At 68.8% G+C, this 16989-nt stretch carries 15 protein-coding genes; 6 read left to right on the top strand and 9 right to left on the bottom strand.

Features of this window, described 5'->3' with window-relative positions:
* Window positions 1-86 precede the first annotated feature (86 nt).
* Genes phnY through phnD form a run of 6 tightly spaced genes read right to left on the bottom strand, consistent with a single transcriptional unit; the run spans window position 87 to window position 6403 of the window.
* Complete coding sequence (phnY, locus tag ACSVDO_RS21980; RefSeq protein ID WP_489597197.1) at window positions 87-1541, bottom strand: phosphonoacetaldehyde dehydrogenase; 1455 nt, start codon at window positions 1539-1541, stop codon at window positions 87-89.
* On the bottom strand, window positions 1538-2638 hold the full coding sequence (psrA, locus tag ACSVDO_RS21975; protein WP_489597196.1) for an iron-containing alcohol dehydrogenase PsrA: 1101 nt from the start codon (window positions 2636-2638) through the stop codon (window positions 1538-1540). The genes phnY and psrA overlap by 4 nt, the downstream gene beginning before the upstream one ends.
* 9 nt (window positions 2639-2647) lie before the next feature.
* Window positions 2648-3895: a phosphonoacetate hydrolase gene (gene phnA / locus ACSVDO_RS21970; protein ID WP_489597194.1), complete on the bottom strand. Its 1248-nt coding sequence runs from the start codon at window positions 3893-3895 to the stop codon at window positions 2648-2650.
* Complete coding sequence (gene phnE, locus ACSVDO_RS21965) at window positions 3895-4713, bottom strand: phosphonate ABC transporter, permease protein PhnE (protein WP_332537237.1); 819 nt, start codon at window positions 4711-4713, stop codon at window positions 3895-3897. The genes phnA and phnE overlap by 1 nt, the downstream gene beginning before the upstream one ends.
* On the bottom strand, window positions 4710-5540 hold the full coding sequence (gene phnC / locus ACSVDO_RS21960) for a phosphonate ABC transporter ATP-binding protein (protein ID WP_489597193.1): 831 nt from the start codon (window positions 5538-5540) through the stop codon (window positions 4710-4712). The genes phnE and phnC overlap by 4 nt, the downstream gene beginning before the upstream one ends.
* Window positions 5537-6403 carry a phosphonate ABC transporter substrate-binding protein gene (phnD, locus tag ACSVDO_RS21955; RefSeq protein ID WP_489597192.1) on the bottom strand — a complete coding sequence of 289 codons (867 nt, stop codon included), beginning with the start codon at window positions 6401-6403 and terminating at the stop codon, window positions 5537-5539. The genes phnC and phnD overlap by 4 nt, the downstream gene beginning before the upstream one ends.
* Before the next feature lie 226 nt (window positions 6404-6629).
* On the opposite strand from phnD, the gene ACSVDO_RS21950 reads away from it, so the two are divergent.
* Window positions 6630-7511: a LysR substrate-binding domain-containing protein gene (locus ACSVDO_RS21950; protein WP_332537241.1), complete on the top strand. Its 882-nt coding sequence runs from the start codon at window positions 6630-6632 to the stop codon at window positions 7509-7511.
* Window positions 7512-7531: 20 nt separating this feature from the next.
* On the opposite strand, the gene ACSVDO_RS21945 is transcribed toward ACSVDO_RS21950, so the two are convergent.
* On the bottom strand, window positions 7532-8458 hold the full coding sequence (locus ACSVDO_RS21945) for a DMT family transporter (RefSeq protein WP_489597189.1): 927 nt from the start codon (window positions 8456-8458) through the stop codon (window positions 7532-7534).
* A 51-nt stretch (window positions 8459-8509) separates the two neighbouring features.
* Between ACSVDO_RS21945 and ACSVDO_RS21940 the strand changes: the two genes are divergently transcribed.
* From ACSVDO_RS21940 to ACSVDO_RS21925, 4 genes are all read left to right on the top strand, one after another.
* Window positions 8510-9424: a LysR family transcriptional regulator gene (locus tag ACSVDO_RS21940; RefSeq protein WP_489597187.1), complete on the top strand. Its 915-nt coding sequence runs from the start codon at window positions 8510-8512 to the stop codon at window positions 9422-9424.
* A gap of 17 nt (window positions 9425-9441) precedes the next feature.
* Window positions 9442-9969 carry a sigma-70 family RNA polymerase sigma factor gene (locus ACSVDO_RS21935; RefSeq protein WP_489597185.1) on the top strand — a complete coding sequence of 176 codons (528 nt, stop codon included), beginning with the start codon at window positions 9442-9444 and terminating at the stop codon, window positions 9967-9969.
* A gap of 1 nt (window position 9970) precedes the next feature.
* Window positions 9971-10972: a FecR domain-containing protein gene (locus ACSVDO_RS21930; protein WP_489597183.1), complete on the top strand. Its 1002-nt coding sequence runs from the start codon at window positions 9971-9973 to the stop codon at window positions 10970-10972.
* Between the two features lie 152 nt (window positions 10973-11124).
* Entirely contained in the window at window positions 11125-13584 is a 2460-nt protein-coding gene (locus tag ACSVDO_RS21925) for a TonB-dependent siderophore receptor (RefSeq protein ID WP_489597181.1), read from the top strand.
* Between the two features lie 20 nt (window positions 13585-13604).
* Here ACSVDO_RS21925 and pdxR read toward each other — a convergent pair whose 3' ends face one another.
* Entirely contained in the window at window positions 13605-15092 is a 1488-nt protein-coding gene (pdxR, locus tag ACSVDO_RS21920) for a MocR-like pyridoxine biosynthesis transcription factor PdxR (protein WP_489597180.1), read from the bottom strand.
* Window positions 15093-15162: 70 nt separating this feature from the next.
* On the opposite strand from pdxR, the gene ACSVDO_RS21915 reads away from it, so the two are divergent.
* Window positions 15163-15801 carry an FMN-binding negative transcriptional regulator gene (locus ACSVDO_RS21915; protein ID WP_489597178.1) on the top strand — a complete coding sequence of 213 codons (639 nt, stop codon included), beginning with the start codon at window positions 15163-15165 and terminating at the stop codon, window positions 15799-15801.
* On the opposite strand, the gene ACSVDO_RS21910 is transcribed toward ACSVDO_RS21915, so the two are convergent.
* Window positions 15798-16985 carry an MFS transporter gene (locus ACSVDO_RS21910; RefSeq protein ID WP_489597176.1) on the bottom strand — a complete coding sequence of 396 codons (1188 nt, stop codon included), beginning with the start codon at window positions 16983-16985 and terminating at the stop codon, window positions 15798-15800. The two genes, ACSVDO_RS21915 and ACSVDO_RS21910, sit on opposite strands and share 4 nt — an antisense overlap.
* Window positions 16986-16989: the final 4 nt, after the last annotated feature.

Below are 16989 nucleotides of genomic sequence, written 5' to 3'. Positions count from 1 at the left end.
GATAATCGTTCCCATTCTATCCTGTCATTCACCGCGCCCGGGCCGGCCGTCGCCCCGCCCGGCCCGCTCGCGCTCCTGCCCGCTTGTTACCAGGGCAAGGTAAAGGTCTTGCCGTTGCAAAACGACTTCATGGCCTCCTGCACGCCCTCCTTGTAGCCCAGGCCGGAGTCCTTGATGCCGCCGAAGGGCGTGAGCTCGATGCGGTAGCCCGGCACTTCCCACAGGTTCACCGTGCCCACCTTGAGCTCCTGGGCAAAGCGCGTCACATGGTCCATGCGGTTGGTGCAGATGCCCGAGGACAGGCCGTAGGCCGTGCCGTTCGAGATGGCGATGGCCTCGTCGATGTCGCGAAAGCGAATGATGGGCGAGACCGGCCCGAAGGTTTCCTCGCGCACCACGGTCATCTCGGGGCGCACCTGGTCGATCACCGTAGGCGCATACTGCGCGCCCTCGCGCTGGTTGCCGGTCAGCAGCCGCGCGCCCTGGGCCACGGCCTGGTTCACCAGCTCCTCGAAGCGCGCCGCGGCCTGGGCGTCGATCACCGTGCCCATGTCCATGCTCTCGTCCATCGGGTCGCCATGCTTCCAGCGGCGCGTCTTCTCCACCACCAGCTCGGTGAACTGCGCCGCCACCGACTCCTGCACCAGCATGCGCTTGACGGCCGTGCAGCGCTGGCCCGAGTTCTTGTACGAGCCCTGCACCGCGAGATCGGAGGCCTTGTCGAGGTCGGCGTCGTCCATCACGATCAGCGGGTCGTTGCCCCCGAGCTCCAGCACGATGCGCCGGTAGCCGGCCTTGGACGCGATGTACTTGCCTATGGGCACGCCGCCGGTGAAGGTGATCAGGTCGACATGCGCGTTGGTCAGCATTTCGTCGGCGATCTCGCGCGGGTCGCCGGTGATCACCTGGAACATCTCGGGCGGCAGGCCCGCCTCGTAGAGGATGTCGGCCAGGAAATAGGCCGACAGCGGCACCTTCTCCGAAGGCTTGAGCACCATGCGGTTGTTGGTGGCGATGCTGGGCACCACCTTGTGCGCGACCTGGTTCATCGGGTGGTTGAACGGCGTGATGGCGCTGATCACGCCCTGCAGCGGCTCGCGCGTGGTGATCACCTTGCGCTTCTTGCCATGCGGCGTGAGATCGCAGGAGAACACCTGGCCGTCGTCGCGCAAGGCCTCGTTGGCGCCGAACACCAGCACGTCGGCCACGCGGCCGATCTCGTACATCGAGTCCTTGCGGCACAGGCCCGACTCCAGCGTGATCAGCGTCGAGGCCTGGTCGGCGCGCGCGCGCAGCAGCGCCGCGGCCTTTTGCAGGATGCTCGAGCGCTCGTAGCGCGTGAGCCTGGCCTGGTAGGCGTTGGCAACGCGGTAGGCGCGGCGCACGTCGTCCAGTGTCGCCAGCGGCACCATGCCGACACGTTCGCGCGAATAGGGATTGATGATGTCCAGGTGGCGCTCGCAGGCGACGCGCTCGCCGGCGATGCGCAGCGCCTCGCTGCGGAAATGCACGCTGTCGCGCAGAGGGATGCGTACGTTCATGTCAGAGTCTCCTCGGTGAGGCCAATGAAGTTGCGCCCGCGCGCCCCGCCCTGGGCCTGCAGCACCATCTGCCTGGCCTCCTGCTCGCCCACGCCGTAGTCGCTGAAACGCGTCTTAACGCCCAGGCCCTCGATGAACTGCGCCAGGCGCGCCGGCGCCTCGGCCAGCGGCAGGCCCAGCGCCTGGCCCAGCACCGCGTCACGTTCGGCGCTCTGGCCTATCGCCCGCTCCAGCACCATGGGCAGGGAGAACGAGCAGGCAATGCCGTGCGGCAGGCCGTAGCGCAAGGTCATCTCGTAGGAGATCGAATGCGCCAGCGCGGTCTTGGTGTTGGAAAACGCCATGCCGGCCTTGAGCGCGGCCAGCGCCATGCGCCCGCGCAGCTGCACCCGGTCCAGGTCGCGCATCAGCCGCGGCAGCACGGAAAGAATGTCGTTGACCGCGGACACCGCGAGCGCGTCGGACACCGCGTTGGCGTTGACGTTCCAGATGGCCTCGAGCGCATGCGACAGCGCGTCCAGCCCGCTTTGCAGCGTCACCGCGGGCGGCAGCGACAGCATCAGCTCGGGGTCGATCAGCGCCACGCTGGGCCAGGTCTGGGGCAGATGCAGCGAGTACTTCTTTTGCCGCTGGCGGTCCCAGATCGTTGCCCAGGGCGTGACTTCGCTGCCGGTGCCGGCCGTGGTCGGCACGGCAATCAGCGTCTTGCAGCGCGTGGGCGTGAACACCCGCTCGCCGACCAGCCCGGCGATAAGCGCGCCGAACTGCCCGCTGTCGTCGGCCACCATCAAGGCCTTGGCGGTGTCGATGGCGCTGCCGCCGCCGACGGCGACAATCACCTCGACCTGCGCGTGCTCGCGCCAGAAATCCTCGTAGGTGCGGGCCAGTTCGGCCACGTCGGGATTGGGCTGCACCTGGTCGATCACGCAGGCCAGCTGCGCGCCCAGCACCTCTTCGAGCCGGGCCAAGAGGCCCAGCGCTCGCGCTTCCGGGAAGGTGACCAGCGCCGCGCGGCGCCCACCCAGCAGTTTCGGCAGGGACAGCAGTCCCCCCGCCCCGTACACGCTTTGCACGGGGTTGTAGTAGTTTGCGGTCATGGTGGGCTTCTAGGCTGTGGCGAGCACCGCGTGGTTCAGCGCCAGATCGAAGATGTCGAAGTTGCGCAACCTGCGTCCGGGCGCCAGGCCTTGCAGCTTGCGGTTGAACAGCAGCGGCACCTTCTGCTCGGACAGCCCGCCATGCGAGCGCAGGGGCACGGTGAGGCCGCTGAGGTCGTGCTCGGCGGCGCGCGTGCCCAGCACCGTGAGGTGGTCGGACACCACCACCAGGTCGCCGATGCGATCGGGCGGCAGCTCGAAGCGCTCGGCCGCCTGGGCGCGCGTGAGCACCGCCTCGATGCCGTCATGCGTCTGCAGATCGCGCGCAATGGCCTGGGCATCCGTGCCCGGCGCCAGGTAGACGGTGGCAAACGAGCCCAGCGCGCCGTGGTGCACCACGTAGGGGTCGGTGATAGGCAGGATCACGCGGCTGCCTTCGGCGCCGGCCGTGGCGTCCAGCACTTCCTGCAGGAAGACGATGCGCGGGCGGCCCGCGGCGTCGGTCTTGGGGCTCATGCCATGGTCGGCCGTCAGGGCGATGACCGCGCCCAGCGCGTCCAGCTGGGCCAGGTAGCCGTCCATCATGGCGTAGAAATCGTTGGCGCCCGGCGTGCCCGGCGCGCACTTGTGCTGCACGTAGTCGGTGGTCGACAGGTACATCAGATCGGGCCGGCGGGTCTCCATCAGCTTCACGCCGGCAGCGAACACGAACTCGCTCAGATCGGCGCTGTAGACCGAGGGCACGGGCTTGCCCACGAGTTCCAGCACCTTGTCTATGCCACTGTCGGCCAGCGTGGCCTTGTCGGCCTTCTCGGCGGAAAAGCAGATGCCGCCTTCGAGCTGGTGGCCCAGCAGGGTGCGCAGCTTGTCCTTGGCGGTCACCACCGCCACGTTGGCGCCGGCACGCGAGAATGCCGCGAGCAGCGTCTCGGCGCGCAGATAAGCGGGGTCGTTCATCATCACTTCCTTGCCCAGCGCCGTGTCGAGGAAGTAGTTGCCGCAGATGCCGTGCACCGCAGGCGGCGCGCCGGTGACGATGGACAGGTTGTTGGGATTGGTGAAGCTGGGCACCACGCAGTCGCCCACCAGCGAGGTCCCCTTGGCCAGCATCTTCGCCATGAAGGGCGCCACGCCCGCCTGGATCGCCTGGGTGATGTAGTCGGGCTCGCAGCCGTCGACGCAGACCACCACCACGGGCTGGGTAGGCTTGCTGTATTCGCGGTCGTTGACCTTGAGTTTGAAATGATCGGGGGCCATTAACGTGCTCCTTGCTGTATCCAAGCGCGCAGCTTGCTGGAAATGAAATCGGCGGTCATGACCATGACCACGATCACGAGAATGCAGGTGGCCGTGTCCTGGTACTGGAACAGCTTCATGCTGCCCACCAGTTCAAAGCCTATGCCGCCCGCGCCCACCATGCCCAGCACGGTGGCCTGGCGCAGATTGGTCTCGAAGCGGTAGAGAATGACGGCGATCCACGCGGTCACCACCTGCGGCAGCACGCCGAAGATGATGGTCTGGATGGGTCCGGCGCCGGTGGACCGCAGCGCCTCTATGGGCCCCTGGTCTATGTCCTCTATGGACTCGGCAAAGAACTTGCCCAGCATGCCCGCGCCATGCAGGCCCAGCGCCAGCACGCCCGGAAACGGCCCCAGGCCGACGGCCGCGACGAAGATCAGCGCGAGAATGATCTCGTTGATGCCGCGCATGATGTTGAGCACCTGGCGCATGAAGTGAAACACCGCCGGGTGGGGCGAGAGGTTGCGCGCCGCCAGAAAGCACACCGGCACCGCCAGCACGAAAGCCAGCAGCGTGCCCCACAGCGCGATCTGCACGGTCTCGATGGCCGGCGTCACGAGCTTGGCCGCGAACTCCCAGTTGGGCGGAAACATGCGCGAGAGAAAGTCGCTGATCCAGGGCGCGCCCTTGACCAGCTCGCTCAGGCTGACCTGGCTGCCTATGGCCGCCCACCAGAAGACGGCGACCAGCGCCAGCGCCGTGGCGGCGTACTTCCACCAGCCCTCGTTGCCGGCGCTCTTGGCGACCAGCAGGTTGTAGCGTCCTATGCCTATCATGATTGCTCCAATACCAGCTGCGGCGCGGCGTAGGCCGCGACAGGAACGGATGCGGGCAGGGCCGGCGCCGGCGCCTGGGGCGTGGCCGGGCCTTCGAGGCCGCCGGGGTAGATGCGCTGCAGCACCTCCTCGGACAGTTCGTCGGGCCGGCCTTCGAAGACCACGCGGCCGCCGGCGACGCCGATGATGCGCTGGCCGAACTCGCGCGCGTAGTCCACCTGGTGCAGGTTGCAGATCACCGTGATGCCGGACTCGCGGCTGGCCTGCTGCAGATAGCGCAGCACCTTGCGCGACGTCTTGGGGTCCAGGCTGGCCACGGGCTCGTCGGCCAGGATCACCTTGGGCTGCTGGGCCAGGGCGCGCGCAATGCCCACGCGCTGCTTTTGCCCGCCCGACAGCGTGTCGGTGCGCACGTCGGCCTTGTGCTCCATCTCGACGCGGCGCAGGCACTCGCGGGCCACATCGATGTCGGCGCGCGGAAACAGCTGGAACCACGACAGCACCGCGGGCATGGAGCCCAGGCGGCCGGTCAGCACGTTCTTGAGCACCGACAGCCGCGGCACGACGTTGTAGTGCTGGAAGATCATCGCCACGTTGCGCCGCACGCGGCGCAGGCCGGCGCGGTCGCCGAGCGAGACTTCGCCATTCACGCGGATCTCGCCGCCCGAAGGCTCGGCCAGGTGGTTGATGCAGCGCAGCAAGGTCGACTTGCCCGCGCCCGAGGCGCCCAGGATCACGACGAACTCGCCCCTGGCCACGCTCAGGCTGACGTCGTCCAGCGCCACGAAGTCGCCGTAGCGCTTGGTGAGGTTGCGGATCTCTATCATTTCATCTTCCTCAGGTCGAGGTTGAGCAGCTTGGCCGTGTCGCGGATGACGTTGTAGGCCGCGTCATTGGTCGGGAAGAAGCCGTTGAGCAGTCCCTGGTCCGACCAGGGGATGTCCTTGACCTGCAGGAACGCCGCCTGCACGCGCTTTTTCAGGTCGGCCGGCAGATCGGTGCGCCACACCGTGGGCGACTCGGGAATGGGATCGGAGCGCCAGACCTCGACCAGGTCCTCGCGCTTGGCCAGGCCCTTGGCTATGGCCGCATCGAGAATGCGGTCGGCAATGGCCGCGGCATCGACCTTCTTGTTCTGCACGGCAATCGCGCTGGAGTCGTGCGAGCCCGAGAAGATGACGCGGCCGAAATCCTTGTCGGTGTTGAAGCCGGCCTTCATCAGACCGGCCTTGGGAAACAGGTGGCCCGAAGTCGAGCTGGGGTCGACAAAGGCAAAGGTCTTGCCCTTGAGATCGGCCACGGTGCGGATGCCGCTGTCCTTGTGGGCGATCACCTGACTGTGATAGAACGTGCGCCCGGCCTTCTTGGTCTCGGCCACGGCAAAGGCCTCGATGTTGGCAATCGTCGCTCCCAGCACATAGGAGAACGGCCCGAGGTAGGCGACGTCCAGGCGCTTGGAGCGCAGCGCCTCGATCACGCCGTTGTAGTCGGCCGCGACAAAGGGCTTGACCTGCATTCCCAGCGCGGCCGCCAGCATGTCCATCATCTTCTGGCTGTTGGCGATCATCGCGCGGGAATCTTCGGACGGGATCAGCCCGACGGTCAGCACCTGCTGCTGGGCCAGCGCGGGAAAGGCCAGCGCGCTGGTCGCGGCGGCGGCACCCACCAGCACATTTCTGCGTTTCATCATGAGTTTGTCTCCTGCATATTCTTGACGCATGACATTTCTTCATCCTTGACAGGGAAGTGCCGTCCGGCCTGGAATTTCTCAGCCGGCGAAGTCCCACCTGTGCAATGCTGAAGATCCATGAGCGGGCGGCAGTTCTGTCGACGCCTGCACCGCTCTGGACAAAGTAAACCACTCGCTCAAGAATTCGACCAATTCAAAAGTTTCTCGACTTCTATTCTTTTTTTCTATGCGACTCACCCAGCTTCGCTCCTTCTATGCGGTCGCCCGCATGGGCAGTTTCACCAAGGCTGCGGAGCAGCTGCATGTGAGCCAGCCGACCATCACCACGCAGGTGCGTTTTCTCGAGGAGAGCTACAAGGTCGAGCTGTTCCACCGCAGCGGTCGGCGCGTGCAGCTGACGCCGCTGGGCGAACAGCTGATGCGGCTGGCGCAGCAGATCTTCGGTCTCGAGGCCGATGCCGTGAGCCTGCTGGCCGACGCCGGCGAGCTGCGCACCGGCCACCTGCGCGTGGCGGCCGTCGGGCCCTACCACGTGACCCAGATGCTCGCCGACTTCAACGCCCACTACCCGGACATCAAGGTCAATGTCAGCACCGGCAATTCACAGGACGTTCTCGACCGGCTGCTGGACTACCGCGCCGACGTGGGCGTGCTGGCGCAGCTGGTGGAGGACGAGCGCTTTCTGTCCGTGCCTTTCGGCCGCCACCCGGTGGGCATCTTCACCGCCAGCTCGCACCGCTTTGCGCGCCGGCGCAGCATACGGCTGGCCGAACTGCAGGGCGAGCGCATGATCCTGCGCGAGGAGGGTTCGACCACGCGCAAGGCGCTGGAGCTGGCCTTGGGCGAGGCCGGCATCACGGTCGAACCCGTGATGGAAATCAGCAGCCGGGAAATGATCCGCGAAGCGGTGTCGCAAGGCATTGGCATTGCCGCGGTGTCCACGGTCGAGTATGTGCCCGGGCCCGGCCTGCACCTGGTGGGCATCAGCGACGCGCAGATCTTCACCTACGCGCACATCCTGTGCCTTGCCGAGCGCCGCAGCATGCGCATGGTCAAGGCATTCTTCGATACCGCGTTGAACCGGCCGGGGTTTGCCAGGAAAGCCTGATCGCCCTGCCGGCCCGCCGCTCAGGCGGCGCGCGCCAGCGCGCGCTGGCGCCCGTAATGCATGACCACCATGCCGAAAATCGCCAGCAGGCCGCCGGCCACCAGCGCGAAGCTCACGGGTTCGTCCAGCCACAGGCTGGAAAACAGCACGCCAAACACCGGCACCAGCGCCATGTAGCCCGCGGCAGCGCCCGCGCCCAGGTCCTTGACGCCCTGGAAATACCAGGCATAGGCCAGCGCCGTCGAGCCCAGCGCCAGGCCCGCCAGACAGGCCCAGACCGCCAGCGGTGCGTGCACCAGCGCGGCCCATGCGGCCGGGCCTTCGACCACCAGGCTCGCAGCCAGCAGCATGACCGCGCCCAGCACGGCCGTCACCGTCACGGTGGTCAGGGCATCGATGCGCGTGAGCACCACCCGGCCTATCAAGGTATAGGCCACCCAGCAAAGAACGCAGCCCAGCAGCAGCAGTTCGCCCGTGCCCAGCGGACTGGCCAGCGCCTGGTCCGAGGCGCCGCTGGTGATGGCCCACAGCGCGCCGGCAATGGCCATCGCCACGCCCAGGCCTATGGTCCAGTTGAGCGCTTCGCGAAACAGCAGCGCCGCACACAGCAGCGTCACAGCCGGGTTCAGCGTGATGACGATCGCGGCCCGGCCCGCAGGCACCAGTTGCAGGGCCAGCAGGAAAAAGCTCGCATATCCCAGCACGCCGGCGGCCGCGGCGCAGACCATTCCCAGCCACTGGCGCGGCTGCAGGCGCACCACGGAAGACAGCCGGCCGCTGCGCTGCATCCAGAGCAACAGCACGGCGCTGGCCAACACGAAGCGCAGACAGGCCGCGGCCAGCGGCGGCATGGCCTGGGCGACGACGCGCCCCCAGGGCCAGGAGGCGCCCCACAGAGCGGCCATGCCAATCAAACCAAAGTGGGTGGAATAACGAGGAGAGGTCATGGGTCGCTAATATCCACTCATTTCAACCAATAGTCGAATGAGCAATCACTCATGACTTTCACCCAGCTCGAAGTCTTTGCCGCGCTGGCCAAAGTCGGCAGTTTCTCGCGCGCGGCGGCCGCCCTGGGCATCACGCAAAGCGCCGTGAGCCATGCGCTCAAGCAGCTCGAAACCGAACTGGGCGTGTGCCTGATACGCCGCGCAGGATCGGCGCCGGCGCTGACCGATGTCGGCACGCGGCTGCTGCAGCGCGCCAACGACATCCTGCAGCAAAAGGAAGCGCTGCAGCAGGAGGCCGACCATGAGCGCGGCATCGCGCGCGGCACGCTGCGCATTGCCTCGTTCGGCGCCACGTCGTCGCTGCAGCTGCTGCCGCCGTTGCTGGAGAAGTTCGCGCGCCAGCACCCGCTGGTCGAAGTGCAGATCGACGAGCAGGTAGACGAAGCCGTGATCCAGTCGCTGCTCGAGCGGCGCGTGGAGCTGGGCTTTGTCGTGCTGCCGGACGAACGCTTTGAAGTCGTGCCCCTGGCCCAGGACGAGCTGGTCGCGGTGCTGCCCGAATCCCATGCGCTGGCCGGCAAGGCCCGCATCGAGGCCAGGGACTTTCACGGCCAGCCTTTCATTCGCACCGCCGCCGGTTCGGGCGCGCACATCGACCAGTTCCTCACGGCCCAGGGCGCGATTCCGCGAACGCTGTTTCGCTTCGAGCAGCTGTCGTCGATGCTGGGCTTTGTCGCCCGCGGCCACGCGCTGGCGATTGCCGCCCGGCTGGCCCTGCCCGACGCGCCCCGGGGCGTGGTGTACCGCGGCTTCGAGCCCCCGCGCCTGCGCATGACCGCCCTGGCGGCCTTGCGCTTCGAACGGCTGTCGCCCGCGGCCCAGGCGTTTGTGGCGCTGGCAAAAAGCCAGGCACGCGCAGTGCAAGCCGGCGCCCATCCCACATATAATAAGAAGCATTCTCATTAAAATCATTCCATAGCGCCATGCCAGCCGGCCCTGCCCTCTCGCTTCAGACTCCCGTCGACCCGGTGCAAACGCTTTATGCAGCCCATCACGGCTGGCTGGTCGCACGGCTGCGGCGCAAGCTCGGCTGTGCCTGGGACGCGGCCGATCTGGCGCAAAACACCTTTGTGCGCGTGCTCACGGCCAAGGGTCTGGCGCTGGGCGAGGTGCTGGAGCCGCGCGCCTATCTGACGACCATTGCCCAGCGCCTGCTGGCCAACCATTTGCGGCGCCGGCAGATAGAGAGCGCCTACCTCGAAGCCCTGGCTTCGCTGCCCGAGCCCGTGGCGCCGCCGCCCGAAGCTCAGCTGATGGTGCTGGAAACGCTGGTCGCCATAGACCGGCTGCTGGGCGCGCTGCCCATCGTCGCGCGCAAGGCCTTCCTGCTCTGGCGGCTTGAAGATCTCACGCAGGAAGAGATTGCCGCGCAGCTGGGCATTTCGCGCACCAGCGTGCGCCGCCATCTGGCCCAGGCCGCCGAGCGCTGCTACTTTGCCGAAACGCTCTGAAATGGCGCCCACCGACGCGCCCCAGATCCCGCCTGACATCGCCCGCGCGGCCGTGCACTGGCTGCTGGAGCTGAACCCGGGCGACACGCGCACGCGCCGCCAATGGCAGGCCTGGCTGGACGCCGACCCGCGCCATCTGCAGGCCTGGCAGCGCATTGCCCAGGTCGACGGCCAGCTGCGCGGCCTGCCCACGCCGCTGGCGCTGCAGACCCTGGCCGCACCGGGTCTGGCGCGCCGCCATTCGGTGCGGCTGGCGCTGCTGCTCACGGCCGGCGCCGGCGGGCTGCTGGCCGCACGCCACAGCGGCCTGGCCGGCCAGGCCTGGCAGCAGGCAAGCGCCGACCTGTCGACGGCCACCGGCGAGCGGCGCGAGCAAAGGCTGGCCGACGGCACGCGGCTGTGGCTCAACACGGCTTCGGCCGTCGACCTGCACTACTCGGCCAGCGAGCGCCTGATCGTGCTGCGCGCCGGCGAAATCCTGGTGCACAGCGCGCCCGACCCGCAACCCGATCCCGCCACGCGCGCCGCGCGCCCGCTGCGCGTGCGCAGCAGCCAGGGCACGGCGCGCGCCATAGGCACGCGCTTCAGCGTGCGCCAGCACGAGGGCAGCACCCATGTCGCGGTGCTCGACGGCCTGGTGGAGCTGCAGCCGCGCAATGCCGCCGCCCCGGCCCTGCGGCTGTCCAGGGGGCAGGCGGGGCATTTCACCGCGGCCGCTGCCCGGCGCGAGCCAGACCTGCGCGAGGGCGTGGGCGCCTGGGCCGAAGGCATGCTGGTGGCCGACGACATGCCGCTGGCGGATTTCATTGCCGAGCTCGCGCGCCACCGGCCCGGCCTGCTGCGCTGCGCGCCCGATGCCGCGCAGCTGCGCGTCTCGGGCAGCTACCCGCTGGCCGACACCGAGCGCGTGCTGCAGGCGCTCACGCGCTCGTTGCCGGTGCGCATCCACAGCCGCACGCGCTGGTGGGTGACGGTGGAGATGCGCGCGCCCTCCCAAGGGTGATGACGGAGGAATGGCGCGCGGCGCGCGGTGATTTTTCGCGCCGCTGAAAAAAACCTGGCCATTCCTGCCGCCCTGGGTGTCATTCCCTGCAGAAGCACCGCGAACGACTGCGCGGCGCGCTCCTGCAAACACCCATCAACGGACACCTTCGCATGCACCGCCACCCTCTTGCACTTCCCGCCGCAGCGCGCGCCACGGCCATTGCCGCCCGCCTGCTGTGCGCCAGCCTCGCCACCTGCGCCGCGTTCGCCCTCGCACCCCAGGCCGCCATGGCGCAGACCGCGGCCGCCGAGGCCGCACGCAGCTATGCGATTCCCGCCGGCCCGCTGGGCGCGGCGCTCAACCGCCTGGGACGCGAGTCCGGCACGCTGATTTCGTTTGCCCCCGAGCTGGTGGCCGGACTGCAGACCCCCGGGGTGCAAGGCAACCTGGCCGTGCCCCAGGCCCTGGCCGCGCTGCTCGCGGGCGCGCCGCTCGAAGCGGTGCGTGATGCCAGCGGCGCCTATGCGCTGCGCGCTGCGCCGCGCAGCGCCGCGCCCGCGGCCAGCGCCGCCGCCGGCGCCGGCGCCAGCGTTGCCTTGGCGGAAGTGCGCGTCTCGGCCCAATCCGACCGCAGCCCGGTCACCGAAGGCACGGGCAGCTACACCGCGCGCAGCACCGCCGCCGCCACCGGCCTGTTGCTGTCGCCGCGGGAAACGCCGCAGTCCGTGAGCACCGTCACGCGCCAGCAGATGCAGGACCAGGGCGTGACCACGCTGGCCGAAGCCACGCGCCACATCACAGGTGTCACGGCCATCAGTTCCGACAGCGACCGCACCGACCTGAACGCGCGCGGCTTCTACATCGACAGCTATCAATACGACGGCGTGCCGATTGCCGCCTCCAACGACTTCTTCGGCACCTCGATGCTCGATCCCATTCTTTACGACCGCATTGAAGTGGTGCGTGGGGCAACGGGGCTGATGACCGGCGCGGGCGAGCCCGGTGCGTCCATCAACCTGGTGCGCAAGCGCGCCAGCAGCAAGGAGTTCACGGGCTCGGCCACGCTGGGCGTGGGCTCGTGGAGCCAGTTGCGCGGCAGCGTGGATCTGTCCACGCCCTTGAATGCCGACGGCAGCGTGCGCGCGCGCGTCGCGGCCATGACCGACGACCACGATTCGCACCTGGACCGCTACCACACGCGCAACCGCGCGCTGCTGGCCACGGTCGAAGCCGACCTCACTCCCGCGACCACGCTGTGGGCCGGCATAGAGCACCAGGCCAAGCGCCCCACGGGCGTGACCTGGGGCGGCCTGCCCATGGTCTACCAGGATGGCTCGCCCACCCACTGGCCGCGCTCCTTCAGCATAGGCGCCGACTGGACCGAATGGAACACCACCAGCAACACCGCCTATGTCGGGCTCGAGCACCGCTTCGACAACGGCTGGAGCCTCAAGGCCAACGCCAGCCGCCTGGACAGCGACTACACCTCCAAGCTGTTCTACCTGCTGGGCCAGCCCGATGCCGGCGGCAGCGGCATCAACCCCTATCCCAATTATTCGCAGCAGTCGTTCGCACAGAACAGCGCCAGCCTGCAGGCCACGGGACCGTTCGCGCTGCTCGGGCGCACGCATGAAGCCGTGGTCGGCCTGACCGGCAGCCAATCGAACTACACCTACGGCAACTACAGCTACACCACCGGTCCGGTCGGCAATATTTTCAAATGGGACGGCTCGTATGCCGAGCCCGTGTGGGGCGCATTCCGCCCGCTGGGCGACGACCGCACGCGCCAGAGCGCGGTGTATGGCGCCGTGCGTCTGTCGCTGGCCGACGATCTCAAGCTGATTGTCGGCGGCCGGCAAAGCCGCTGGGAGACCCGCAGCCTGAGCGAAACGCGCAAGCACGATGTGTTCACGCCCTATGCGGGCCTGATCTATGACCTGGACCCGACCTATTCGGTCTACGCCAGCTACACCAACATCTTCAAGCCGCAGAACTACCAGGACGTCAACGGTGCCTACCTCGATCCCGTGATGGGCAAGGCCTATGAGGCCGGCGTCAAGGCGGCCTACTTTGGCGGCCGGCTCAACGCCTCGCTGGCGGTGTTCCGCATTGCCCAGGACAACGTCGGCGTGCAGGACGGCGACGCGCGCGTCAACGGCTCGGCCAACGTGGCCTACCGCGGCGAGAAAGGCGTGACCAGCAAGGGCTTCGAGGCAGAGCTGTCGGGCGAGCTGGCCAAGGGCTGGCAGATGACGGCCGGCTTCGCGCGCGCGCTGGCGCGCAACGCCGACGCCTCGCGCCTGCAGCCCCAGCGCCCGCAGAACATGGCCCATGTATTCACCAGCTACCGTTTGCCCGGCGCCTGGAGCGCGATCAAGGTCGGCGGCGGGCTGCAATGGCACGGCGCGACCTATGCGACCCTCACCACCTCGACCGGCGTGGCCGCGCGCCGCGACCAGGGCAGCGTGACCATAGCCAGCCTGATGGCCAGCTATGACGTGAGCCGCCAGCTGTCGCTGCAGCTCAACGTCAGCAATCTGCTCGACAAGAACTACTACGATTTCGCCGGCACGCAGATCTACTACGGCGCGCCGCGCAAGCTGCTGCTGACCGCCAAGTACGATTTCTGAGAGCGCGCACCAGGCCGGCCTCAGGCCAAGGTGGCCAGCGCGCCGGCCAGGCGCTGCATGCCCGCGTCTATCTGCGCCAGCGTGAGGCTGGCGTAACCCAGGATCAGCCCTGCCGGGCGTGGCGCCATCGCGGCCGGCGACCGGGCAAACAGCGGCGACACGCCATAGACGCCCACGCCCGCGGCGCGCGCCGCGGCGATCAGCTGCGGCTCGTGGCGCGGCCGCAGCGCCGGCAGCCACAGCACCAGATGCAGGCCGGCCGCGCTGCCCGCCGCCTTGCCGTCGGCCGGCAGATGGCGCCGTATCGCGTCCAGCAGCGCATTGCGCCGGCGCTCGTTCTCGCGGCGCATGCGCCGCACATGGCGCTCGTAGCCACCGCTGTCCAGCAGCGCCGCCAGAACGCGCTGCTCCAGCACCGGCGCATGCCGGTCCGCGAGCCGCTTGGCCTTGCGAAACAGCGGCACCAGGCGCTCGGGCAGCACCATGTAGGCCAGGCGCAGCTGCGGCGACAGCGCCTTGGAAAACGTGCCGATGTAGAGCACCCGGCCATCGGTGTCCATGGACTGCAGCGCGTCTATCGGGCGCTGGCCGTAGCGGAACTCGCCGTCGTAGTCGTCCTCGATGATCCACGCATCCTGCTGGCGCGCCCAGCGCAGCAGCTCCTGGCGCCGGCCCACGGGCAGCACGCCGCCCAGCGGGAACTGGTGCGAGGGCGTGACATAGGCCAGCCGCAGCCCGGAATCGCCGGGCAGGCTGGAGGTGTCCATTCCCAGGGAGTCCACGCCCACGGCCAGGCCGCGCGCGCCGCTGGCCTCGAAGCAGCGCCGCGCCATGACATAGCCCGGATCCTCGAAGACATAGGCGCTGTCAGCGTCCAGCAGCAGCCGCGCGCACAGGTCTATGGCCTGCTGCGCGCCCTGCACGATCAGGATCTGCTCGGCCGAACACGTCAGGCCGCGCGCGCGGCGCAGATAGCCCTGCAGCGCCTGGCGCAGCCCGGGGTCACCTTCGGGCGCGCCATAGTAGAGGCTGGGCCGCTGGCGCAGCAGCTCGGCCTGGTAGGCGCGCTTCCAGGCCAGCGTGGGAAAGTCGCGCGCCGCCACCGCGCCGTAGAGGAAATCGATGGGCGCCGACTCTGTGGCCGAAGTCTGGGCCGTCAGCAGCTCCAATGCGGCCAGGCGCTGCCCATAGGCCGAGAGCGCCGCGGCGCGCAGCGGCCCAGGCCCGGCCGGCGCCTGCGACTCGGCCCTTGGCGCCAGCGGCGCCGCGACGCGCGCGCTGCGGCCCGGCGCCGTGGCCACAAAGCCTTCGGCGGCCAGCTGTTCGTAGGCCACGGTGACGGTGCTGCGCGCCACGCCCAGGTCCGCGGCCAGCGCGCGCGTGGAAGGAAGCCTTGCGCCCACGGCCAGGCTGCCGTCGGCCATCTGCGCGCGCAGCAGGTTGTAGACGCGCCGGCCGCCGCCATTGGCGCCGCTGCGGCGGTTGGCGGGCGGCTGCAACTGGTCCATATAAATTCACCGAAACTGGATCTTGTGATTGTGCCGCGTAACGGCCAAAGTAGGCGCATCAGGAGGCCCCATGTACATCCCCGCGCAATTTGCCGAAACCCGCCCCGAAGAACTGACACGCATCATCGCCCAGCACCCGCTGGGCATGCTGGTCACCCACGGCGCGCAGGGTCTGGACGCCGACCATCTGCCGTTTGAATTCGACCCGGCCGCCGGCAGCTGCGGGCAACTGAGCGCCCATGTGGCGCGCGCCAACCCGCTGTGGCAGACCGCCCGGCAATGCCCCACGGGCATGCCGGTGATGGTGGTGTTTCGCGCCGCCGATGGCTATGTCTCGCCCAACTGGTACCCCAGCAAGCACGAGGCGCACCGCCAGGTGCCGACCTGGAATTACGAGGTGGTGCATGCCCACGGCCTGCTGACGGTGCGCGACGACGCGCGCTTCGTGCGCGCCATGGTGGGCAGGCTCACGCGCCGCCATGAGGCCGCCGAGCCCAGGCCCTGGAAGATGTCGGATTCGGCGCCCGAGTTCATCGACGAACTGCTGCGCCACATTGTCGGCATCGAGGTCACGCTGACTTCGCTGGTCGGCAAGCGCAAGCTCAGCCAGAACAAGGACGCGCGCGATCACGCGGGCGTGGTGCAGGCGCTCTTCGCCCGCGGCAACGACGCGCTGGCCCAGGCCATGGGGGCGCCCGGCAGCGACTAGGGCGCGACCCGCACCGCCGGCTCAGGCGCCACGCGCATGCAGCACAGCGCCGCAAAAGCGCTCAAGCCGAGCAGCGCGGAAAGCCATAGCGCGCCCGTGCCCCATTGGGCCACCGCCATGCCGTACAGAAACGGCGAGCCCGCCTGCACGATGCGCGCCGGCACCATCAGCCAGCCCTGGCGCTGGCCGTAGCCGCGCGCGCCAAACAGCTTGAGCGGCAGCGTGCCCACGGCAATCGTCAGAATGCCGTTGCCCAGGCCGTGGACAATGGCAAAGACAGTGGCCGCGGGCGCGCCCAGCAGGCCCAGGCACAGTGCCGCGAGCGGATGGGCCAGTATCGCCAGCCGCGCCGACAGCAGCGGGTGGGCGTTATGCAGAAACCGGTATTCGACCAGGCGCCCCGCGACCTGGGCCGGCCCGACCAGCGCCGCCGCGCCAATCGCCACGGCCAGGGCCGCGCCGCCGGCCTGCAGCAGCTGCGGCAGGTGCGCGGCCATAGCCGTGCTGATGAACCAGGACACCGCAAACACATAGGCCATCAGCAGCGCGGTGCGGCGCAGCGCCGCTGGCGCCGCTGTGGCGCCGCGCGCCGCGCCGGCGCTGTCGGGCATGGCAGCCACGGGGGCGGCGCGCGGCAGCAGCAGGTTCAGCGGCAGTCCCAGCAGCAGATGCAGCAGCGCCCAGACCATGCAGGTCTCGCGCCAGCCCCAGGCGCTGGCGAGATAGCTCGACAGCGGCCAGCCCACGGTGCTGGCAAAGCCCGCAAACAGCGTGATGCCGGTGATGGCATGGCGCGCGTCCTGGCCGTAGAGCCGCACCACCGTGGCAAACGCCGCTTCATACAGCCCGCTGCCCATGGCCAAGCCCATCACCGCCCAGGCAATGAACACCTGGTGCGTCTGCGTTGCCTGGCTCAGCAGGCCCAGCCCGGCGGCAAACACCAGATTGCTGGCAATCAGCACCGGCCGCCCGCCAAGGCGGTCGATCAGCCGTCCGGCCACCGGCCCCATCGCGGCCGACACCAGCAGCGCCAGCGAGAACGCCGCAAACACCGTCGCATAGGACGCGCCGACGGCGCGCGCCATGGGCGCGGCCAGCACCGCGGGCAGGTAGTACGAAGATGCCCAGGACAGGGTCTGGGCCAGACCCAGCATCACGGTGGTTTGGGTGCGGCTGGCGGACATGGCT

This window comes from Comamonas sp. DB36 (genome assembly GCF_057914905.1).
Note: the sequence above shows the minus strand (reverse complement) of the source record. Positions and strands in the feature narration are given on the sequence as shown.